Here is a 17,865-nt window from a genome sequence, read left to right as displayed (position 1 = left end):
ATCGGATGTAGGATGTCCTAGCTCGTAAGAAAAACTGTAAGTCCCATCACAGGCAACGTCAAGTGGACTTTTCCCCGCGGCCGTGGCCGTGGTTCCCGCATGACAGAGCAATTGGAGGTTCCATGTCCCTGATCGTCGGTGCCTACGCTGCCCACCCTGACGAATTGCGGCAGCAGTTCTATCAAGCGCTCGCCGGAGTACCTTCCGTCCGCGGATTGGAACTTCCCTATGGGCCATACGGTGGAGTCTGCTGGCCCGTCGGCGCTCCGGGCAACTGGTCCGCTGTGGTTACCGCCATTCCCGGCACCATGCAGCGGCTCAAGGCGTCGCCAACGTTCGGACTTGCGTCCGGCGATGCCGCGGGCAGGACGGAAGCGCTGCACTTCGTCGCGGGAATCCACGCGTTGGTGCTTCAGTTGAAGAACGAGGGCCGGGAGGTGGAGGCCGTCGAGCTGCACTCCGCCCCGTACCCCGGCGCTGACCCGTCAAGGTTCGCGGAGTCCCTGAAGCAGGTCCTCGAATGGGAGTGGGGAGCCACCAGGCTGCTGGTGGAGCACTGTGATGCGCCCCGGCCCGGAGGCACGCCCGAGAAGGGTTTCCTGCCGTTCGGCGAGGAAGTGGACGTGCTCCGCTCGCTCCGGGAACAGGCGGGTGGCCGGGTGGGACTCGTTATCAACTGGGCACGGTCGGTCATCGAAACCCGGGACCCGGACACCGCCGTGGAGCACATCGCGAACGCCCGCGAGGCAGGGGTTCTGGCGGGGCTGATCTTCTCCGGGTGTTCCCCGGAGGAGACGGAATTTGGTTATCCCTGGATAGATGCCCACCTCCCGCCTGTGGAAGTTGAAGGGGCGCCGTCCAGCTCCCTGCTGAACCGTGCGGAAATTAGCCGCTGCAACAAGGCCGCAGGGAACGTACCCATGCATGGGTTCAAGATCGGCCTGCCCCGCCAGGGGCTCTCCGTCGAGGAAAGGGTGGAGCGGCTCAGGCAGATGTGCGCGCTGGTTGAAGGGGATCTTCCGGGCTGACGCAGCCGGTGGTGATATCGAACCGGAACGTCCTGCGTCGACGTACCGGCGAGGCAGCGCACATCCCTTCAACCGAAAACTCGAGTTCCAGGATGTCCCGCCCGGCATCCTCTGCCGTCACGGTGTATGAGGGCGTGAAGTAGAGCGCCTCCCCGCCCGGCGGCAGGTCGGCCGCCGGAAAATCGCCGGCTCCGGGCCCGGCGAGACGGACCTGCGTGACCGTTGTGTCGCCGTCGTTCCTTGCCCTGCCCGTGAAAGCAAGGATGTCCCCGGCCTTGTACCCGGGAATGATGGGGCCGTAGTTGAGGTCCTGCGCCTCCCGGGTGCCCAGGACCTGGGCCTGCCCGGCGGAGTAGCCCTGGCCGATCTCCTTGGACGCCGGGCCCCAGTCGCCGCAATCGGCCGCCAAGACATGGAATTCGCCAAGGTTCTGCCACTCGGACGGCAGGCCCGGTGTGACGGACCGCAGTTCCATGTTGAAAGTGAGGCCGGCGTTCAGTTCCTTGTTGCCGGGTGGGGTCTGGGACGCCGGCAACTGGTCCGTCAGTTGCCCTGCCGGGATGGAGGCGAACACAATCTCCCGGTACCCCTGGCGCTCGTACAGGACACCGATGTTGCCGTCCGGCAGCCGGGTGGCTGTGGAGTAGGCGGAACTGCCCGCGCACAGGACCAGCCGTGCCGGCCAGGTCCGGCCGTTGTCCGGTGAGAGGCTCAAGACCGTGTTCCGCCGCAGGCTGGTGTCCTGGTTGTTGGTGGCCAGCAGCCAAGGGTCCGTCTCCGGCGTGGCAAGGCGGGGCACGGAAGGGAGGCCGTCAAAGCGGGTTAGGGAGCCGTTATCGCTCGGGTCCGGGAGGTCCTCGACTGGAACCAGGGTGCTCCAGCTCTGGCCGCCGTTGCTGGACGTGGCAGCCAGCCGCCGCGGCGTGGCGCGGCTGTGCAGGAGCAGGCTTCCGTCGCCCCGGGCTGCCACTTTGTTCTCGTTCGGGGCGGCGCCATGGGTAGTGGCGCCGATGAGCTCCCCGAACGTCCAGTTGTCTCCGTGGTTGTCGCTGTAGGCCGAGGCTGCCATGATCGCGCCGTCGCACAGGACCACGAACTGCTGCACCAGCCGGCCTTGGAACGGCCCCGTATGGACTTGGATTCCCTGGCCGGCCGCGGCGAACATGCCTGTGATGTCCTGGCCTGCGGGGGTGCTGCCCTTCAACTCGGCGGTGAGGCGCCGGTGCTGCCAGGTCACGCCGTCATCGTCGGACCAGCTCAGGTCGCAGTGCTGGACGGACTCGTCCTCCGCGGCCATTCCTGCTGTCGATTCGAAGAACCCGGCGCGTGTTCCGGCGGCGTGGAAAAGGAAGATCCGCCCGGTCCCGGCGTCGACCAGCAGGCTGGGGTCGCCGAAACCTTCCAGGCCGGTGCCGCGGCGCACCACTTCCTGCGCACTCCACGTCTCACCGTTGTCGTTGCTGCGGCGGAGCAGCAGATCGATGGGGCTCGGCAGGTCGTCCAGGTTCGGCCTGCCGTCGTAGGCGGCCAGGAGCGTTCCCCTGGTGGTGACGGCGAGCGCAGGGATGCGGTACTGGCGGTATCCACCACGGCCGCGGGTGGCGAGGATACGCTCCACAGCCGGCACGGCAATGGGCCATTCAGGAAAAACGTAGGACGTCACATGTTTAGTCTAGCTTTCCACGTGGCTCCACCTTAAGGTGGTAGGACGTCGTATGTAGCAAGAATCACATTTGTCTACAGCCTCGACGGCGTCGTCACTTCCATTCGAGCCGCAGCGCGGCGTCCAGAAAGGACATGGGTTTGCGAATTACCACCAAAAGAACCAAGAAACGATCAATGGGGAAGGCCGCGGGCACGGGCGCACTGGCCCTGGCCCTGCTGGCCGGGAGCGGGCTGCCGGCGCAGGCGGCCCCCACCCCCTCCACCAGCCCTACCGCTCCGCCGGGCAGCTTCCAGGAAGTGAATCTCGCAGCGGACAGAACGGCCGCCAACTTCTTCTACCGGATCCCCGCGCTGACCTACCTCGGCAGCGGCGTGGTCCTCGCCGCCTGGGACGGCCGGCCCGGCAGTGCTGCCGACGCCCCCAACCCCAATTCCATCGTGCAGCGCCGCAGCACTGACGGCGGAAGGACCTGGGGACCGGTACAGGTCATTGCAGCCGGCCATGTGGCGGATGCCACTGGACCGAAGTACGGCTACAGCGACCCGTCCTATATCTACGACGCCGAGGCCGGAAAGGTCTTCGCGTTCTTTGTCTACTCCAAGGACCAGGGCTTCGGCGGCAGCGGGTTCGGTAACGATGACGCGGACCGCAACGTCATTTCCTCCGCCGTGATTGAATCGTCCGACGGCGGCGCCACCTGGAGCCAGCCCCGTCTCATCACCGGCGTCACCAAGCCGGGCACCAGCAAGACCAGCCCCGTGGCGGGCGACGTCCGCTCCAACTTCGCGTCCTCCGGCGAAGGCATCCAGCTCAAGTACGGACCCTACAAGGGCCGCCTGATCCAGCAGTACGCCGGCGATGTCCGCCAGGCGGACGGCACCAACCGCATTCAGGCCTACAGCGTCTACTCGGACGACCACGGGGCCACGTGGCACAAGGGTGCCAACGTGGGCGACCGGATGGACGAGAACAAGACCGTGGAACTCTCGGACGGGCGCGTCCTGCTTAACTCCCGGGACAACGCGAACCAGGGCTACCGCAAGATGGCGGTCTCCACCGACGGTGGTGCCACCTACGGCCCGGTCACGCAGGACACCGAACTGCCGGATCCGGCCAACAACGGTGCCATCGCCCGGATGTTCCCCAACGCCCCGCAGGCCTCAGCCGACGCGAAGAAATTGATCTTCACCAACGCCAACTCCAAGACCGGCCGCGAAAACGTCTCCGCCCGGGTGTCCTGCGACGACGGCGCCACCTGGCCGGGCGTGCGCACCATCCGCCCAGGCTTCTCCGCCTACTCCACCGTGACCCGGCTGGACGATGGCAGGTTCGGCGTCCTGTACGAAGGCAACTACACGGACAATATGCCGTTCGCCGCTTTCGACGACGCGTGGCTGAACTACGCCTGCGCCCCGCTGGCCGTCCCCGCCGTCACCACCGCACCCGGCGCCACCAAACAGGTTGCCGTGACCGTCACCAACCAGGAAACCGCCACGCTCTCCGGCGCCACCGCCACCGTGTACACCCCCAGCGGCTGGTCCGCCACCACGGTGCCTGTGCCCGACGTCGCACCCGGTGCCTCCGCCACCGTCACCGTGGACCTGACCGCTCCGTCCAATGCCAGCGGCCCGCAGAACCTCAACGCGGCGTTCACGACGGCGGACGGCCGGGTCTCGCAGGCCACCTTCACCGCCACGGTCCCGGTGGCTCCGCAGGTGGGCCTCAGCGTCACCGGCTCCGCGCCGGACCGCGACGTCGCGGCCAGCCCGTACCAGGCCGGCGACGTGCTCAGCTACACGTTCACCATCAAGAGCACGGCCAACGTCACCGCCAACTCAGTGCCGCTCGCCGGAACCTTCGACGCCGGGTTCCTGCCGCCGTCGGCCTTGCCGGTACAACAACCTGGCAGCGGGCGCCTCCTACACCTGCACCACGGCTAAGCACACTCTGACGGCCGAGGACATCTCCCGCGGCTACTTCATGCCGCAGGCAACCTTCAGCATCACGGCCAGCGCGACGCCGTCGCTCACCAGGACGGTTTCCTTCACCGGCGCGGCCGTGGCACTGCGTGATGGCCTGGTGGCCGCCACCATCACGGGCAGCCGCAGCGACGCCGGCCGGGACCTGGCTGCGCAGCCGTACGGCGCAGGGGAGGCGTTCCCCTACAAGTTCGACGTGACCAACACCAGCCCGCTGGTGGAGAAAGTGGTCCCCACGGCCGGCAATTTCAGCCCGTTTATGCCGGACGGCCCCGGGAACTGCCGGTACAGCGTGCTGCCCGCCGGCCAGTCCTACACGTGTGCCACGCCACGCCACACTGTCACCGCCGTGGAAGCGGGCCAAGGCTTCTTCGTCCCCGAGACCTCCTGGGAGGTCAGCGCCACCGGCCAGACCACCCGGACCTACGCCGTGAACGGCGGCGAGGTGGACCTGAAGGTCCGCGATGCCAGGATGGAAGGCACCGTCGCCGCGGAATGGACGGACCTGGACGGAGACCGCTACGCCTCCGCAGGCGACACCATCACGTACACCTACACCCTGGGCAACGCAGGAAACGTGGACCTGACAGCGGTTTCCGCCCCGGACGCGGGCATCAGCGAACAGTTGTTGGCTGCCGGCAGTAACGTGACCGCCACCCGCTCTCACGTGCTGAGTGCCGCGGACATTGCGGCCGGCCAGTTGGCACCTGTCAGCTTCGAGGCCACCGCGGACAACGGTGCCAAGCGCATCACGGCGTCGGTGGCCGGCGGGGGCATCCGGCTCAACCTGCAGCCCGCGCAGCCCGAATCCGTTCCGGCGCTCACAGTCCAGGACTTTGAGGGCCTGACACCTCCGTGGGACCTCGGCACCGCGGACAAGTACCGCAACGGCCAGAAGGTGGTCCTCGGGGGCCTCGACTACGGACAGTGGTATTACGTGTACCTGAACAAGCGCAGCTACCGGATTGGCTGGATTTTTCCCACCACTGGTAACACGGTGGAATTCATCCTCCCAGCGGACGTGCAGAACGGCCGCGATGACGTGGTGGTACTGGACAGGGACGGCAAACAGGTGGCCTTTGACCGTTTGCAGGTGACACCGAAGGGATGACGAAAGTGGAATCAGTGCACGCGCACTGGGCGGGGGCTTTCGACGTCGTCCAGGACGTGGAGGGCTGGCAGGAGTTCAGGCGGCTTGACACCGAACTGCTGATGCCGCCCTTCACTGACGGGCTTGCGGACATGGCACAGATGACGGCCGGTATCCGGGCCACGTGGACGGCTTCGTCCGGCAGGCTGACCCTCAAGGCGGAAGGTACCGCGGACTGCTCTCCCATTGATGTGCTGGTTGACGGCAAACTGGCCCACCGGATCCCCGCTGCCGGGCGGCTGAGCCACACGCTGGAGTTGGGAACGCTGCCGGCCGGCGCCAAGGTGCAACTGTGGCTCCCGCAGTTCGGCCGGGTCAGGGTGCTCCACGCATCCCTGCAAGGCGAGGATGTCCAGTCGGTGCAAGAGCCAGGCAAGCGGTGGCTGGCCTACGGAAGCTCCATCACCCACTGCCGGGAGGCGGCCGGTCCTTCCGAGACCTGGCCGGCGCTGGTGGCCCGGAAGCTCGGGTGGGTACTGCAGTCGCTGGGTTTTGCCGGCGAATGCCAGCTGGACCCGGCTGCAGCAAGGACCATTCAGCGACTCCCTGCGGACGTCATCTCCCTGTGCTTGGGCATCAACTCCTACAACGCAGCGGCGTTCTCGTTGCGGAGCTATGCCAGCCAGGTGCTGGGGTTCATCTCGAACATCCTGACCGCCCATCCGGACGTTCCACTGGTGGTGATCACGCCGGTCCTGTCGCTTCCGCGTGAAGCTACTCCCAATGCGGTCGGTGCCACCCTGGCCGACTACCGGGAGGCCACAGCCGGAGTGGTCGCCCACCTGCAGCGGCGTTCCGGGGAAGCACGGATCCACCTGGTGGACGGCGGGGCGGTGCTGACGGAAGCCGAGGCGCTGGCCCACATGCCGGACACCCTCCATCCGGACAATGTAGGGTACCGGCTTATGGCCGAAAGGCTGGGCCCGCGCCTTGCCGCCGCGGCAGCCAACGGCCCGAAGGACTAGACAACCGGTCCCGGCCGGCGTCGTTCCTCCTAGGCGCCTGCCAGGACCGGGGTTGTCAGTTTGCCGTCCCGCATGGTGGCCACCACGTCGGTCAGCGGCACGAACTCGGTGTCATGGGTGACCATCACCGTTGCCACCGAGAATTCGTTGGTCACCTGCCGCAGGAGGGCGATGATGGAGGCGCTCCGTTCGTGGTCCAGTGCCGCCGTCGGCTCGTCCACCAGCAGCACCCTGGGGCTGCCCATCAGTGCCCGCGCGATGTTCACGCGCTGGCGCTGGCCGCCGGAGAGCTGGTGCGGAAGTTTCCCCGCACTGGCGGACAGCCCGACGACGTCCAGCAGTTCGGCGGCCCGCGCCGTGGCGGCCTTGGCGGACTTTCCGCGCAGGTGGTCGCTGATGACGAGCTGTTCGACGGCGGTGAGCGACGGGAGCAGGTTGGGCTGCTGGAAGATGATGCCCACTTCCCCGCGCCGCAGGGCTGTCAGTTCCTTGTCGCCCAGGCCCATGGTGTCGGTGCCGTCGATAATGACTTGGCCGCTTGTGGGGCGGACCAGGGTGGCGGCGGCGGCCAGCAGGCTGGACTTACCGGACCCCGAGGGGCCCACGAGTGCCACGAGTTGGCCGGCTTCCGCGGTGAGGCTGACACGGTCCAGGGCGGTGGTGGTGCCGCCGCCGTCGGGATATTCGAGGGTGACGTTGACCAGGGTCAGGGGAGCGGTTGTGGTCATGATGGGTTCCTTTCAAAGGAGGGAAGAAGGGATTAGTTTCCGCCGAGCGCCAGGAGCGCATCGACCTTGGTGACGCGCCGGACGGCCAGTGCCGCACCTGCCAGGCCCAGGGCAACGATCCCGACGACGGGAACCACCGAGGTGGCCAGGTTCAGCTGGAAGGGGGCTGCCTGGGCAGCGAACAAGCCGGCGCCAACACCCACGGCTCCGCCGACTCCGGCGCCTGCCAGCAGCACGATGGCGGCCTGGGTCATGGCGTCGCGAAGGATGTAGGAACTGGGTGCGCCCATGGCTTTCAGCACAGCGATGTCCCTGGTGCGCTGGATGGTCCAGACGCTCAGGAAGGCCACGATCACCAGTGCCGAGATGCCGTACAGGAATGCCTGCATCAGCGTCAGCGACCCGTTCTCGCTCTTGAAGGAGCCCAGGGCCTGGAAAGATCCCGTGCGGGATTCGCTCACCGTGTGTGCCGCGCCGTTCGCTGCGGCCTCATCCACCGTGGCCCCGTCCGCGTAGGTGACGGCGACGACCGTGGCCAGCTGTCCGGCGTCGGACACGTGCGCAGCCTTGCCCCATGCCGGCAGGGCCGTCCACACCACGCTAGTGTGCGCGTACCACTGGTCCGGCACCACGGCGGCGACGGACAGCTCCACGCCGCCCAGGGACACCTTGTCCCCCTGGCCCACCGCCAGGGCTTCCGCCACTGAGGCGCCCACCGCGGCCGTGCCGGCGGACACCTCCACAGGCGCCAAAGGGCTGCCCGGCGAGACGCCGAAGACGGCCACATTCGCCGTCCCCGAACCATCAGCCGTCTGCGCCCGCGTCTGCGTAATGCCCAGCGGCTCGGCGGAATGGACACCCGGCCGGCTTTGCCAGCTGTCCACCTGGGCGGCGGTCACGGAGCTCTCGGTATAGGACGCCTTGGGTGAGCCTGAACCGGGGGCGCCGAAGGCGATGGCGTCCACCGGCCTCGCGGCAGTTGCCCCCAGCCTGGCGATGGCGGAGGTGGATTGCTCGGCGAGCCCGGCCGTCAGGCCGGACAGCATGACCAGCAACAGGGTGATCAGGGCTACGACGCCGCCCATCATGGCGAACCGGCCTTTGGCGAAGCGGATATCGCGGATTGCCAGGAACACGTTGGTTCTTCTCTCTGCAGGGGTGGATTGTTCTGTAGTTCCACTCTCCCGGCCGGAGCCTGCATGGGAATCGCGGGGATGGTTGATCTGCGGGAATGGAACGGTTGATACGGGAGTCAACCTTTTGGTTGATTCCCGGCACGGGTTCCCGGCATAAGCTGGTGAAATGCCTGCCACGCCCCTGCCGCAACCACCGGAAGTGCGCGGCGGTATCCCCAAACGTGGACCATTGAACGCCCTGGAAAACGCGTCGTCGGCGGCAATCCTGCGGGTCCTGCGGGTCACACTACACACGGGGTTCGCGCTGCTGCTGGCCGTCGGCCTGGTCCGGATGCTGATGTCGGGAGGCGCCCTTCGCTGGGTGTGGGCCGCCGCCGCCGTCGTTCTTGCTGCCCTTTACCTGGCCGGCACGGTCCTGGAAAAGCGCCATGCCGAGGGACGGACCGTGGTGGATCCCCGCCGGTACAGCGTGCTGTGGCTCGGCCTTGTGACGGCCTTGTGGGCGTTCCTGCTCGCCGGCAGCGCCGACTTCGCCTGGCTTGCTTTCCCCATCTTTTTCCTGCACCTTCATTTGCTCCCGCGGCGTGGCGCACTCCTGGCCATCGGGCTGATGACGGCGGCGGTGATCGGCTCCCAATGGGCCGCCAGCGGCTCCCCGGTTCCACACGCGGCGGCGGTGGTGGGGCCTGTCCTGGGTGCAATTTTTTCCGTGATTACCGGCCTGGCTTACGCGGCCCTTTACCGCGAGGCCGAAAACCAGCGGCGCGCAGCCGATGAACTGCGGCGGACGCGTGAGGAGCTGGCCCGGTCCCAGCATGAGGCCGGGGTGCTCGCCGAGCGGGAGCGGCTGGCCCGGGAAATCCACGACACGCTGGCGCAGGGCCTGTCCAGCATCGTGCTGCTGGGGCGGGCCGCCGGGCAGTCGCTGACGGAGGGTGACTCCGCCACTGCTGCCGCCCGGCTGGCATTGGTGCAGCAGACCGCGGCGGACAACCTGTCCGAGGCCCGCAGCTTTGTCCGTGGACTGTCTTCACCCCAGCTGGAGGGGACCACGCTGGTGGAGGCCCTGGACAGGTTGTGCGGCAGGACCGAGACCGACGCTGCGGCTGCGGGGGTATCCCTGCGCTGTCGGCTGGAGGTGGATGGGGAACCGCAGGACCTGCCCCAGCCTGCCCGCGTGGCCCTGCTGCGCGCCGCGCAGGCGAGCCTTGCGAACGTCCGCGAACACGCCCGGGCAAGTACCGCCGTCGTCAGCGTTGCCTTCCTGGGCAACGAGGTGACCATGGACGTGTACGACGACGGCCGGGGCTTCGATCCCGGGGCTGCGGGTGGTGCCGCGGGCGCAGCGGACGGCAGCGGCTTCGGGCTGCGCTCGCTGCGGGAACGCGTGGCCGCCCTGAACGGGACCCTGGCGGTGGAATCGGCGCCGGGCGAGGGCACGGTTGTGGCCATCCGGCTCCCGGTGGAGGAACCGTGAGTGGGGTCCGCGTCCTGTTGGTTGACGACCATCCGGTGGTCCGCGCCGGGCTGCGTGCCATGCTCACCGGGTCCGAGGGCATCGCCATTGCCGCCGAGGCTTCTGACGGCAAGGCGGCGCTGAGGGAACTGGCGCGGCTCACTGCCTTGGACGAGGCACCCGATGTGGTCCTGATGGATCTGCAGATGGGGGAGGGAATGGACGGCGTTACGGCGACCGCCGAGATCCGGAAACTCGACGCACCGCCGCCGGTACTCATCCTCACCACCTACGACACGGATGCGGATATCCTCGCCGCGGTGGAGGCGGGGGCCAGCGGCTACATGCTGAAGGACGCTCCGCCGGAGCAGCTGCGGCAGGCGGTGCTGCAGGCGGCCGCGGGCGGCACGGTCCTGGCGCCCCGGGCCGCGGCACTGCTGATGGACCGGATCAGCAACCCGGGCACCTCGCTGACCCCGCGCGAAGTGCAGTTGCTGGAACTGCTGGCCACGGGCTTGTCCAACCGCGCCATCGCCAGGCAGGTGTTCATTTCGGAAGCGACCGTGAAGACGCACCTGGTGCACATCTACGGCAAGCTCGGCGTGGATAACCGCACGGCCGCGATCGCTGCCGCCACACAGCGGCGGATCATCCGGCCGCCCGGCGCCAAGGGCTGACCTGTCGGCGCAGGACCGCGAAACTTGCCACCTCCCGGTCATTCCGGTGCAGTAGGTTTGTTCCACGGTGTTTACAGGTGCCGTTGTTTCCAGGCCACGTTGTTCGAAGGAGAACGAATGTCCCGTCCGGTTCCCGCGGTTGATGCCCTTCTTGCCACCTACGGTGCGGCCGATGCCTGCGCGGCCGGTCTCCTGTGCGACAGCCATGATCCCAACGCTGTTGCCTTCACAGTGGTGGCAGCCGACCTCTCCGCGGAGGACATCACCTATGGCGAGCTCCGGGAACGCTCGGAGCGGGGAGCCGCCGCCCTCGCGGAGCTCGGCATTGGTCCTGGAGATGCCGTGGCCACCCTGATGGGCAAGTCGGCAGACCTGGTGGTCATGCTCCTGGCCATCTGGCGGCGCGGAGCGGTCCATGTGCCACTGTTCACGGCCTTCGCATGGCCGGCTATCGAATTACGGCTGACTGCCTCCGGGGCAAAGGCCGTCATCACGGATCCCGACCAGCGGGTGAAGATCCAGCAGACCTCTGCCGCCGTGCTCGTCGCCGGCGCGGAAGCTTCCCAGCCGGACCTGGCGCTCACGCCCCTCCTGGCCAGGCAGCAGCCGGGGATCGCTTCAGAGGTCGTAGGCGGTGACGGTGCCCTGGTGCTGATCTTCACGTCCGGAACCACGGGCGCGCCCAAAGGCGTACCGGTGCCCCTCCGGGCATTGGCCGCGTTCCGCCAGTACATCGAACTTGGCCTGGACGTCAGTGAAGAGGACGTCTTCTGGAACGCCGCGGACCCCGGCTGGGCCTACGGACTGTACTACGGGATCCTCGGCCCCATGGCGGCGGGACGGCGGAACCTGCTGCTGCGCCCCGGGTTCTCCCCGGAACTCAGCTTCAAGGTGTTGGAGGCATTTGCCGTTACCAACTTCGCGGCAGCTCCCACGGTCTACCGCACCATGCGCGCCAAGGCCGACGCCGGCACTGGACCCTTTCGACTTCGGCGCGCCTCCTCCGCCGGCGAACCGCTGACCCCGGAGGTGATCAGCTGGGCCCGGGAGGTGCTGGGCGTCCCGGTGCGGGACCACTACGGACAGACCGAACACGGGATGATGATCATCAACGCCTGGCATGACGACGTGAGGACGGAGCTCAGGCCTGGTTCCATGGGCCGCCCCCTGCCGGGCTGGAGCTGCGCGGTCCTCAAGGACAACGCTGACGGGCCGGCCGCCCCCGGCGAACTGGGCCGCGTCGCCGTCAACGTGGCGGAAAGTCCCATGATGTGGTTCACCGGGTACCAGGATGCGCCGGAGAAGACCGCGGAAAGGTTCAGCGCGGACGGCAAGTGGTACCTGACCGGTGACGCGGGCATGGTGGACCAGGACGGTTACTACTTCTTCTCCTCCCGGGATGACGACGTGATCATCATGGCCGGCTACCGGATTGGCCCGTTCGACGTGGAAAGCGTCCTGGCCACGCATCCGGCGGTGCTGGAAAGTGCCGTGGTGGGCGCTCCCGACGAACTGCGCGGTGAAGTCCTCGAGGCCTACGTGGTCCTGGCGGACGGCACCGCCGCCAATGATGACCTGGTGGTTGAACTCCAGACCATGGTCAAGACGCAGTTCGCCGCCCACGCCTACCCGCGCCGCATCCACTTCGTCGCGGACCTGCCCAAGACGCCGTCGGGAAAGCTGCAGCGCTACATCCTGAGGCAGCAGCGGGCAGCCGCATCCGGCAGCTAGCAGTCGGCGGGTTTTTGGGGGAGGGGCAGAAAACCTCGAGTTGTTCCGGAGCCTTTTCCGGCACCGGCTGTTAGCGTTGAGGCCCAGCCACTGAAGGAGGAGCGATGTCCATCAATTCACCTGATTCACTGCCTGAGGACGAACCACAGGAGGACACGGCGGCCAGGAAAGGCAACCCCGACGGCGGGATCCCCGGCGGGAAAGACGGCGTCGGGATCTCCGATGGGGCCGAGCCCAACACTTTTGAGCCGGAGGAGGACCCCGACGCCTCGGCGGGCCCGGCAGACTAAATGGGCCCTTCAGATCAAAGGGGCCGAGGCCTCCCTCAAAGTTCCATCAAGATTGGCCAAAGCCGCTGCAATCTGTGCTTCCCACAACCTACCGGCCGGTAATTTATAACTGTTTCCAACGCCAGTTCCCCGGCAGGAAGCACTGGAAGCCCCTGCGCTGGAGCGAGACTCGCGCGGGGGCTTCCCCCCAACGTCCGCGCGGCGGCTTACGGCGTGGCGCTAACGGTTTCGAAGTGCTCCACCACCGGAAACGGCTCATAAAAGCGGTGCAGCAAAGAACGCCACTGCTGGTACCCAAGGGATCCCCTGAAGCCCTCTGTATGGTCCTCCAGCGACTCCCATTCAACGAGCAGCAGGTACATGTGGGGAGATTCGATCGAGCGCGACAGGGACATGGCGAGGAAGCCACGCATTGAAGCGATGATGTGCCGGGCCTGGGCGAAAGCTGCCTCGAAGTCCTCTTCCCGGCCGGGAATGACCGGAAGCAGCGCGTGTTCTGTGATCACCCGCCAAGTCTGGCACGCGTTCGCCGGCTACTCGGTGTCGATCCAGTAGCGGCGCTTGCCGTTGCGCGTGTCCTCGTACCGGCCGCAGTTCTTTTCGATGGTTGCACGCGAGCCGGCGTTGTCCTCGTCGCACGTCAGGAGAACCCGCGCGATTCCGAGCACCTGTGCCAGGGGCAGCGCATCGGCAAGTGCTTTCGCGGCATGGCCGCGGCGCCTGGCGGAGGGCCGGACGCTGTAGCCGATATGCCCACCTTCGTTGAGGAGGTAGTCGTTCAACCCGTGCCTGATGGCCAGGGACCCAAGGAACGTGCCGCCGTCGGCAATCCACAGGTAGGTGCAGGGCACGTAGCCAGGCTTTCGCACCGTCTCCGGCAGCGCGTCTTTGATGAGGATATCGACGAAGCGGCCAAAGACGGCGGGGTCCCGGAGATCGTCCAGCGACCAGCCCTCCGCGCCTGCACCGTCCAGGTGGGCACCTTGGAACTCCGCAGTTCCCTCCAGCCAGGAAGAGTGGAGGGATGGGTCCGGGACGATGAGTTGGGCCATGACTGGATCCTATGCCGCCTGCCGGAGCAATGCGGGATCCCGGCCCACGGCAGGGGAGCCGGGAGACGTATTCCCGGGACGCCGCTGCTGCCCTGTACTATCTCCCCGGGGACCCTTTTGCGGTCTGGAAGGGGACGGTAATGGCTGGTACTCACTCGACGGCCACAGCGCCCAGCGATCCGCTGGGCAGGGACGAATTGCTGCAGGAGTACGGGTTCGCCTTCCCCGCCGGGAACGGCGCTTCGGCCACCGAGGCCGAGCTGTCCACCGAGCCGCTCGAGAACCTGGTGGAGCTGGCCGCCAAACTCTGTGGAGTCCCGTTCGGGGTCATCAACGTCCTCACCTCCGATGAGCAACGCCAGGTGGCTGCCGTTGGGATTGACGCCGGCGTCTGTTCCCGCGAGGACTCCATGTGCTCGAAAGTCTTCCACTCCGGGGAAATGACCGTTGTCCGGGACGCCTCGCTGGATCCGCGTTTTGCGACCAACCCGTTCGTGACAGGGGAGATCGCCGCCGTCCGGTTCTACGCCTCCGTGCCCCTGGAAATGTCGTCAGGGTTCGTGCTGGGGTCACTGTGCGTCTTCTCGGATTCACCGGCGGCTCCGGATGCCGGCCAGCTGGACATGCTGGAAATCCTGTCCCGCCAGGCAGTGCAGCTGCTCGAACTGCAGCGGCGCACGCTGCAGCTGAACCGCGCCCTCAACGAGGTGCGGGAAAGCAATGCCAAGCTGGCGGAGTTTGCCGGGCGCGTCAGCCACGACCTGCGCGGGCCGCTCACCACCACGCTGGGCTACGTGGAGATGGCGGAAGACGAAGTGGAGGGCGACCACCCGGCGGCCGAGTACCTGCAGATCATCAGCGCCAGCGGCCACCGGATGCTGGCCATGCTCGAGGACGTCCTGAGCTACTCCCGGATCGGCGGAATCCTGCAGCGCCAGCACGTTTCCCTCCAGGACGTGGCGGCCGAAGTGGCCCGGGATCTGGGGCTGTCCTTCGGTACTGACGCCGTCCTGGACAGCGAGGAACTAAAGCTCCAGGTGGACCCCGGCCAGCTCCGGACCCTGCTGCAGAACCTGGTGGCCAATGCCGTGAACTACCGGAGCCCCGAGAGGGAACTCAAGGTCCGGATCAGCGGCATTTCCAACTACCACGGGGTCACCGTACTGGTCGCGGACAACGGCAAGGGAATTGCCTCGTCGGACCGGCAACGCGTGCTCGAACCCTTGGTCCGGCTGCACCGTGACGGCGACGGGCAGGGCTCGGGCCTGGGGCTGTCCATCTGCCGGCGCATTGTCGAAGCACATGGCGGGGAACTGAGCCTGAAAGAGACTCCAGGCGGCGGAACCACGGCAGTCATCAGCTTCCCGACCGATCAGTAGGCCGCTCTCAGGCAGGTCCGGGCCGGCTGCGTGATGCAGCCGGCCCGGACCCCCGGGTCAGGTCATCCCGGTCAGTTCAGGTCGAAGCGGTCCAGTTCCATGACCTTCGCCCAGGCGGCTACGAAGTCGTGCACGAACTTCTCCTTGGCGTCCTCGCTCGCGTAGACCTCGGACAGCGCCCGCAGCTGCGAGTTGGAGCCGAAGACCAGATCCACCGGGGTGGCCGTCCACTTCAGCTCGCCGGTGGCAACGTCGGTGATTTCGTAGACGTTTTCCTCGGCCTCGGAGGCCTTCCATTTGGTGCCCGGCGAGAGCAGGTTGACGAAGAAGTCGTTCGTCAGGACCTGCGGCTTGTCCGTCAGCACACCGTGGCCGGAACCACCCACGTTGGTGCCCAGGGCCCGCATGCCGCCCACGAGCGCCGTCATCTCCGGCGCGGAGAGGTCCAGCATGTACGCCTTGTCCAGCAGGAGGGTCTCGGGCTGGATCTTCGCACCGGGGCGCAGGTAGTTGCGGAAGCCGTCGGCCCGCGGCTCCAGGTACTGGAAGGATTCGACGTCGGTCTGTTCCTGTGAGGCGTCCGTCCGGCCCGGACGGAAGGGCACTGTGACGGGGAACCCGGCGTCGGCTGCTGCCTTCTCCACCGCGGCGGCGCCGCCCAGGACGATCAGGTCCGCGAGCGAGACCTTCTTGCCGCCGGACTGTGCCGAGTTGAACTCCTCCTGCACGCGCTCAAGGACGGGAAGCACGGTATCGAGCTGCTCCGGTTCGTGGGCTTCCCAGCCGCGCTGCGGCTCCAGCCGGATCCGGGCGCCGTTGGCCCCACCGCGCCGGTCCGTCTTGCGGTACGTTGCAGCCGACGCCCAGGCCGTGCCCGCCAGTTGCGGGATGGTCAGTCCGGCGTCAAGGAGTTTGGCCTTGAGCCCGGCGATGTCCTGCTCATCGATCAGTTCATGGTCGACGGCGGGAACAGGATCCTGCCACAGCTGAGCCTCCGGAACCCACGGGCCCAGCATGTGCGGGCCCACCGGTCCCATGTCGCGGTGCAGCAGCTTGTACCAGGCCTTGGCGAAGGCCAAGGCGAACTGGTCCGGGTTCTCCAGGAAACGCCGGCCGATCTGCTCGTAGGTGGGGTCGAAGCGCAGCGACAGGTCCGTGGTCAGCATGGTGGGCCGGTGCTTCTTGTTGGGGTCGTGCGCGTCCGGGATGATCTCTGGAGCGTCCTTGGCGACCCACTGGTGGGCGCCCCCGGGGCTCTTGACGAGTTCCCACTCGTACTCGAAGAGGATCTCCAGGAAGCGGTTGCTCCACTGCGTAGGCTTGTCCGTCCACGTGACTTCCAGGCCGGAGGTGATGGTGTCGCCGCCCTTGCCGCTGCCGTAGGTGCTGAGCCAGCCAAGGCCCTGCGCTTCAAGGTCTGCACCCTCCGGTTCCGGGCCAACGTGTGCGTCTGCGGAGCCGGCACCGTGGGTCTTGCCGAATGTGTGGCCGCCGGCGATCAGTGCGAAGGTCTCTTCGTCGTTCATCGCCATGCGCTTGAAGGTCTCACGGATAAACGCGGCAGCAGCCACGGGATCCGGGTTGCCCATGGGGCCTTCGGGGTTGACGTAGATGAGGCCCATTTCGGTGGAACCGACGTTGTCCGCCATGGTTCCCTCACCGGTGTACCGCTCATCTCCGAGCCAGGCGTCCTCGGGACCCCAGAAGATCTGTTCGGGCTCCCAGACGTCCTCGCGGCCAAAGGCGAAGCCGAAGGTCTTGAAGCCCATGGACTCAAGGGCCACGTTGCCGGCGAGGACCAGGAGGTCCGCCCAGGACAGCTTCTGGCCATACTTCTGCTTCACGGGCCACAGCAGGCGGCGGGCCTTGTCCAGGTTGGCGTTGTCCGGCCAGCTGTTCAGCGGGGCGAACCGCTGGCTGCCGTCGCCCGCGCCGCCGCGGCCGTCGTGGACGCGGTAAGTGCCGGCAGCGTGCCAGCTCAGGCGGATCATCAGTCCGCCGTAGTGGCCGAAGTCCGCCGGCCACCAGTCCTGGGAAGTGGTCAGGACCTGGCTGATGTCCTGCTTGAGGGCTTCGACGTCGAGCTTCTGGAATTCCTCGCGGTAGCTGAAGGACGGGCCAAGCGGGTTGCTCGCCTGGCCGTGCGTGTGCAGCACGGAGAGGTCCAGCTGGTTGGGCCACCAGTCCTGGTTGGTTCGCGGCCGGTGTCCCTTGGGGGCCGGCGAATCGATCGCAGGGTTTTCGCTTTCACTGCCCTGGGCGGTGGCACTGCCATGGGCCACCGGGCACCCGCCCTCAACCTTCTGGTCCAGGCCCTGTGCGCTCCCGGGAGTGGGGACCGGGGGATGGTCTTGGGGATCGGTCATGTGCTTATTCCTTCCGTTGGGCCGAGGCCGCGGTTGGACTCGGGCAGCCGGTGCAACCCTCCTATTTGAACATGGACCGGGGACTGCTGGAGACCCGCCCGGGCCATGGGTGAAACCCGGCCTGTCATTGCCCCGTCCCTCGCAATTTGTTCGGCACCTCCTGTCCGCCACTTGCCGGCGCTGGAATATCTGACTGACGCTCCGACTTGTCGCCAGAGGGTCCATGTTGGCCCATTGTCCCGGCGTGACGCAGGGCGCCGGC

The 17,865-nt window shown here is 67.1% G+C and carries 13 protein-coding genes and 1 pseudogene; 8 read left to right on the top strand and 6 right to left on the bottom strand.

Features of this window, described 5'->3' with window-relative positions:
• Positions 1 to 122 precede the first annotated feature (122 nt).
• Positions 123 to 1,028 (top strand): DUF4862 family protein, encoded by a 906-nt coding sequence (locus NIBR502770_RS15575; RefSeq protein WP_141182538.1) that lies wholly within the window; start codon positions 123 to 125, stop codon positions 1,026 to 1,028.
• On the opposite strand, the gene NIBR502770_RS15570 is transcribed toward NIBR502770_RS15575, so the two are convergent.
• Complete coding sequence (locus NIBR502770_RS15570) at positions 985 to 2,691, bottom strand: exo-alpha-sialidase (RefSeq protein ID WP_141182537.1); 1,707 nt, start codon at positions 2,689 to 2,691, stop codon at positions 985 to 987. The two genes, NIBR502770_RS15575 and NIBR502770_RS15570, sit on opposite strands and share 44 nt — an antisense overlap.
• Before the next feature lie 176 nt (positions 2,692 to 2,867).
• Between NIBR502770_RS15570 and NIBR502770_RS15565 the strand changes: the two are divergent.
• A pseudogene (locus NIBR502770_RS15565) lies at positions 2,868 to 5,784 on the top strand (exo-alpha-sialidase).
• Positions 5,781 to 6,788 (top strand): GDSL-type esterase/lipase family protein, encoded by a 1,008-nt coding sequence (locus tag NIBR502770_RS15560; RefSeq protein WP_141182536.1) that lies wholly within the window; start codon positions 5,781 to 5,783, stop codon positions 6,786 to 6,788. The pseudogene NIBR502770_RS15565 and the gene NIBR502770_RS15560 overlap by 4 nt, the downstream one beginning before the upstream one ends.
• A gap of 29 nt (positions 6,789 to 6,817) precedes the next feature.
• Here the strand turns inward: NIBR502770_RS15560 and NIBR502770_RS15555 are convergent, their stop codons facing one another.
• The gene (locus NIBR502770_RS15555) at positions 6,818 to 7,516 is read right to left on the bottom strand and encodes an ABC transporter ATP-binding protein (protein WP_141182535.1); all 699 of its coding nucleotides are present in this window, start codon (positions 7,514 to 7,516) and stop codon (positions 6,818 to 6,820) included.
• Between the two features lie 32 nt (positions 7,517 to 7,548).
• Entirely contained in the window at positions 7,549 to 8,652 is a 1,104-nt protein-coding gene (locus NIBR502770_RS15550) for an ABC transporter permease (RefSeq protein ID WP_141182534.1), read from the bottom strand.
• 166 nt (positions 8,653 to 8,818) lie between these two features.
• Here NIBR502770_RS15550 and NIBR502770_RS15545 point away from each other — a divergent pair, with 166 nt between their 5' ends.
• The 4 genes from NIBR502770_RS15545 (at position 8,819) to NIBR502770_RS15530 (ending at position 12,806) form a co-directional block, all read left to right on the top strand.
• Positions 8,819 to 10,129 (top strand): sensor histidine kinase, encoded by a 1,311-nt coding sequence (locus NIBR502770_RS15545; RefSeq protein WP_141182533.1) that lies wholly within the window; start codon positions 8,819 to 8,821, stop codon positions 10,127 to 10,129.
• Positions 10,126 to 10,785, top strand: a complete 660-nt coding sequence (locus tag NIBR502770_RS15540) for a response regulator transcription factor (protein ID WP_141182532.1) — start codon at positions 10,126 to 10,128, stop codon at positions 10,783 to 10,785. Before NIBR502770_RS15545 ends, NIBR502770_RS15540 begins: the two co-directional genes overlap by 4 nt.
• 117 nt (positions 10,786 to 10,902) lie before the next feature.
• Positions 10,903 to 12,516, top strand: coding sequence for an AMP-binding protein (locus NIBR502770_RS15535; protein ID WP_141182531.1), 1,614 nt, complete (start codon positions 10,903 to 10,905; stop codon positions 12,514 to 12,516).
• A 104-nt stretch (positions 12,517 to 12,620) separates the two neighbouring features.
• A complete protein-coding gene (locus tag NIBR502770_RS15530; protein ID WP_141159249.1) occupies positions 12,621 to 12,806 on the top strand; it encodes a hypothetical protein in 186 nt (61 codons plus the stop codon).
• Positions 12,807 to 13,012: 206 nt separating this feature from the next.
• Here NIBR502770_RS15530 and NIBR502770_RS15525 read toward each other — a convergent pair whose 3' ends face one another.
• Complete coding sequence (locus NIBR502770_RS15525; protein WP_141159250.1) at positions 13,013 to 13,312, bottom strand: antibiotic biosynthesis monooxygenase; 300 nt, start codon at positions 13,310 to 13,312, stop codon at positions 13,013 to 13,015.
• Between the two features lie 27 nt (positions 13,313 to 13,339).
• Positions 13,340 to 13,858 (bottom strand): GNAT family N-acetyltransferase, encoded by a 519-nt coding sequence (locus tag NIBR502770_RS15520; RefSeq protein ID WP_141182530.1) that lies wholly within the window; start codon positions 13,856 to 13,858, stop codon positions 13,340 to 13,342.
• Between the two features lie 140 nt (positions 13,859 to 13,998).
• On the opposite strand from NIBR502770_RS15520, the gene NIBR502770_RS15515 reads away from it, so the two are divergent.
• Complete coding sequence (locus NIBR502770_RS15515) at positions 13,999 to 15,237, top strand: GAF domain-containing sensor histidine kinase (protein WP_141182529.1); 1,239 nt, start codon at positions 13,999 to 14,001, stop codon at positions 15,235 to 15,237.
• A gap of 71 nt (positions 15,238 to 15,308) precedes the next feature.
• On the opposite strand, the gene katG is transcribed toward NIBR502770_RS15515, so the two are convergent.
• Complete coding sequence (gene katG / locus NIBR502770_RS15510) at positions 15,309 to 17,603, bottom strand: catalase/peroxidase HPI (RefSeq protein ID WP_141182528.1); 2,295 nt, start codon at positions 17,601 to 17,603, stop codon at positions 15,309 to 15,311.
• Between the last annotated feature and the right edge of the window lie 262 nt (positions 17,604 to 17,865).

It is taken from the genome of Pseudarthrobacter sp. NIBRBAC000502770 (genome assembly GCF_006517815.1).
Taxonomy (GTDB): domain Bacteria; phylum Actinomycetota; class Actinomycetes; order Actinomycetales; family Micrococcaceae; genus Arthrobacter; species Arthrobacter niigatensis.
Note: the sequence above shows the minus strand (reverse complement) of the source record. Positions and strands in the feature narration are given on the sequence as shown.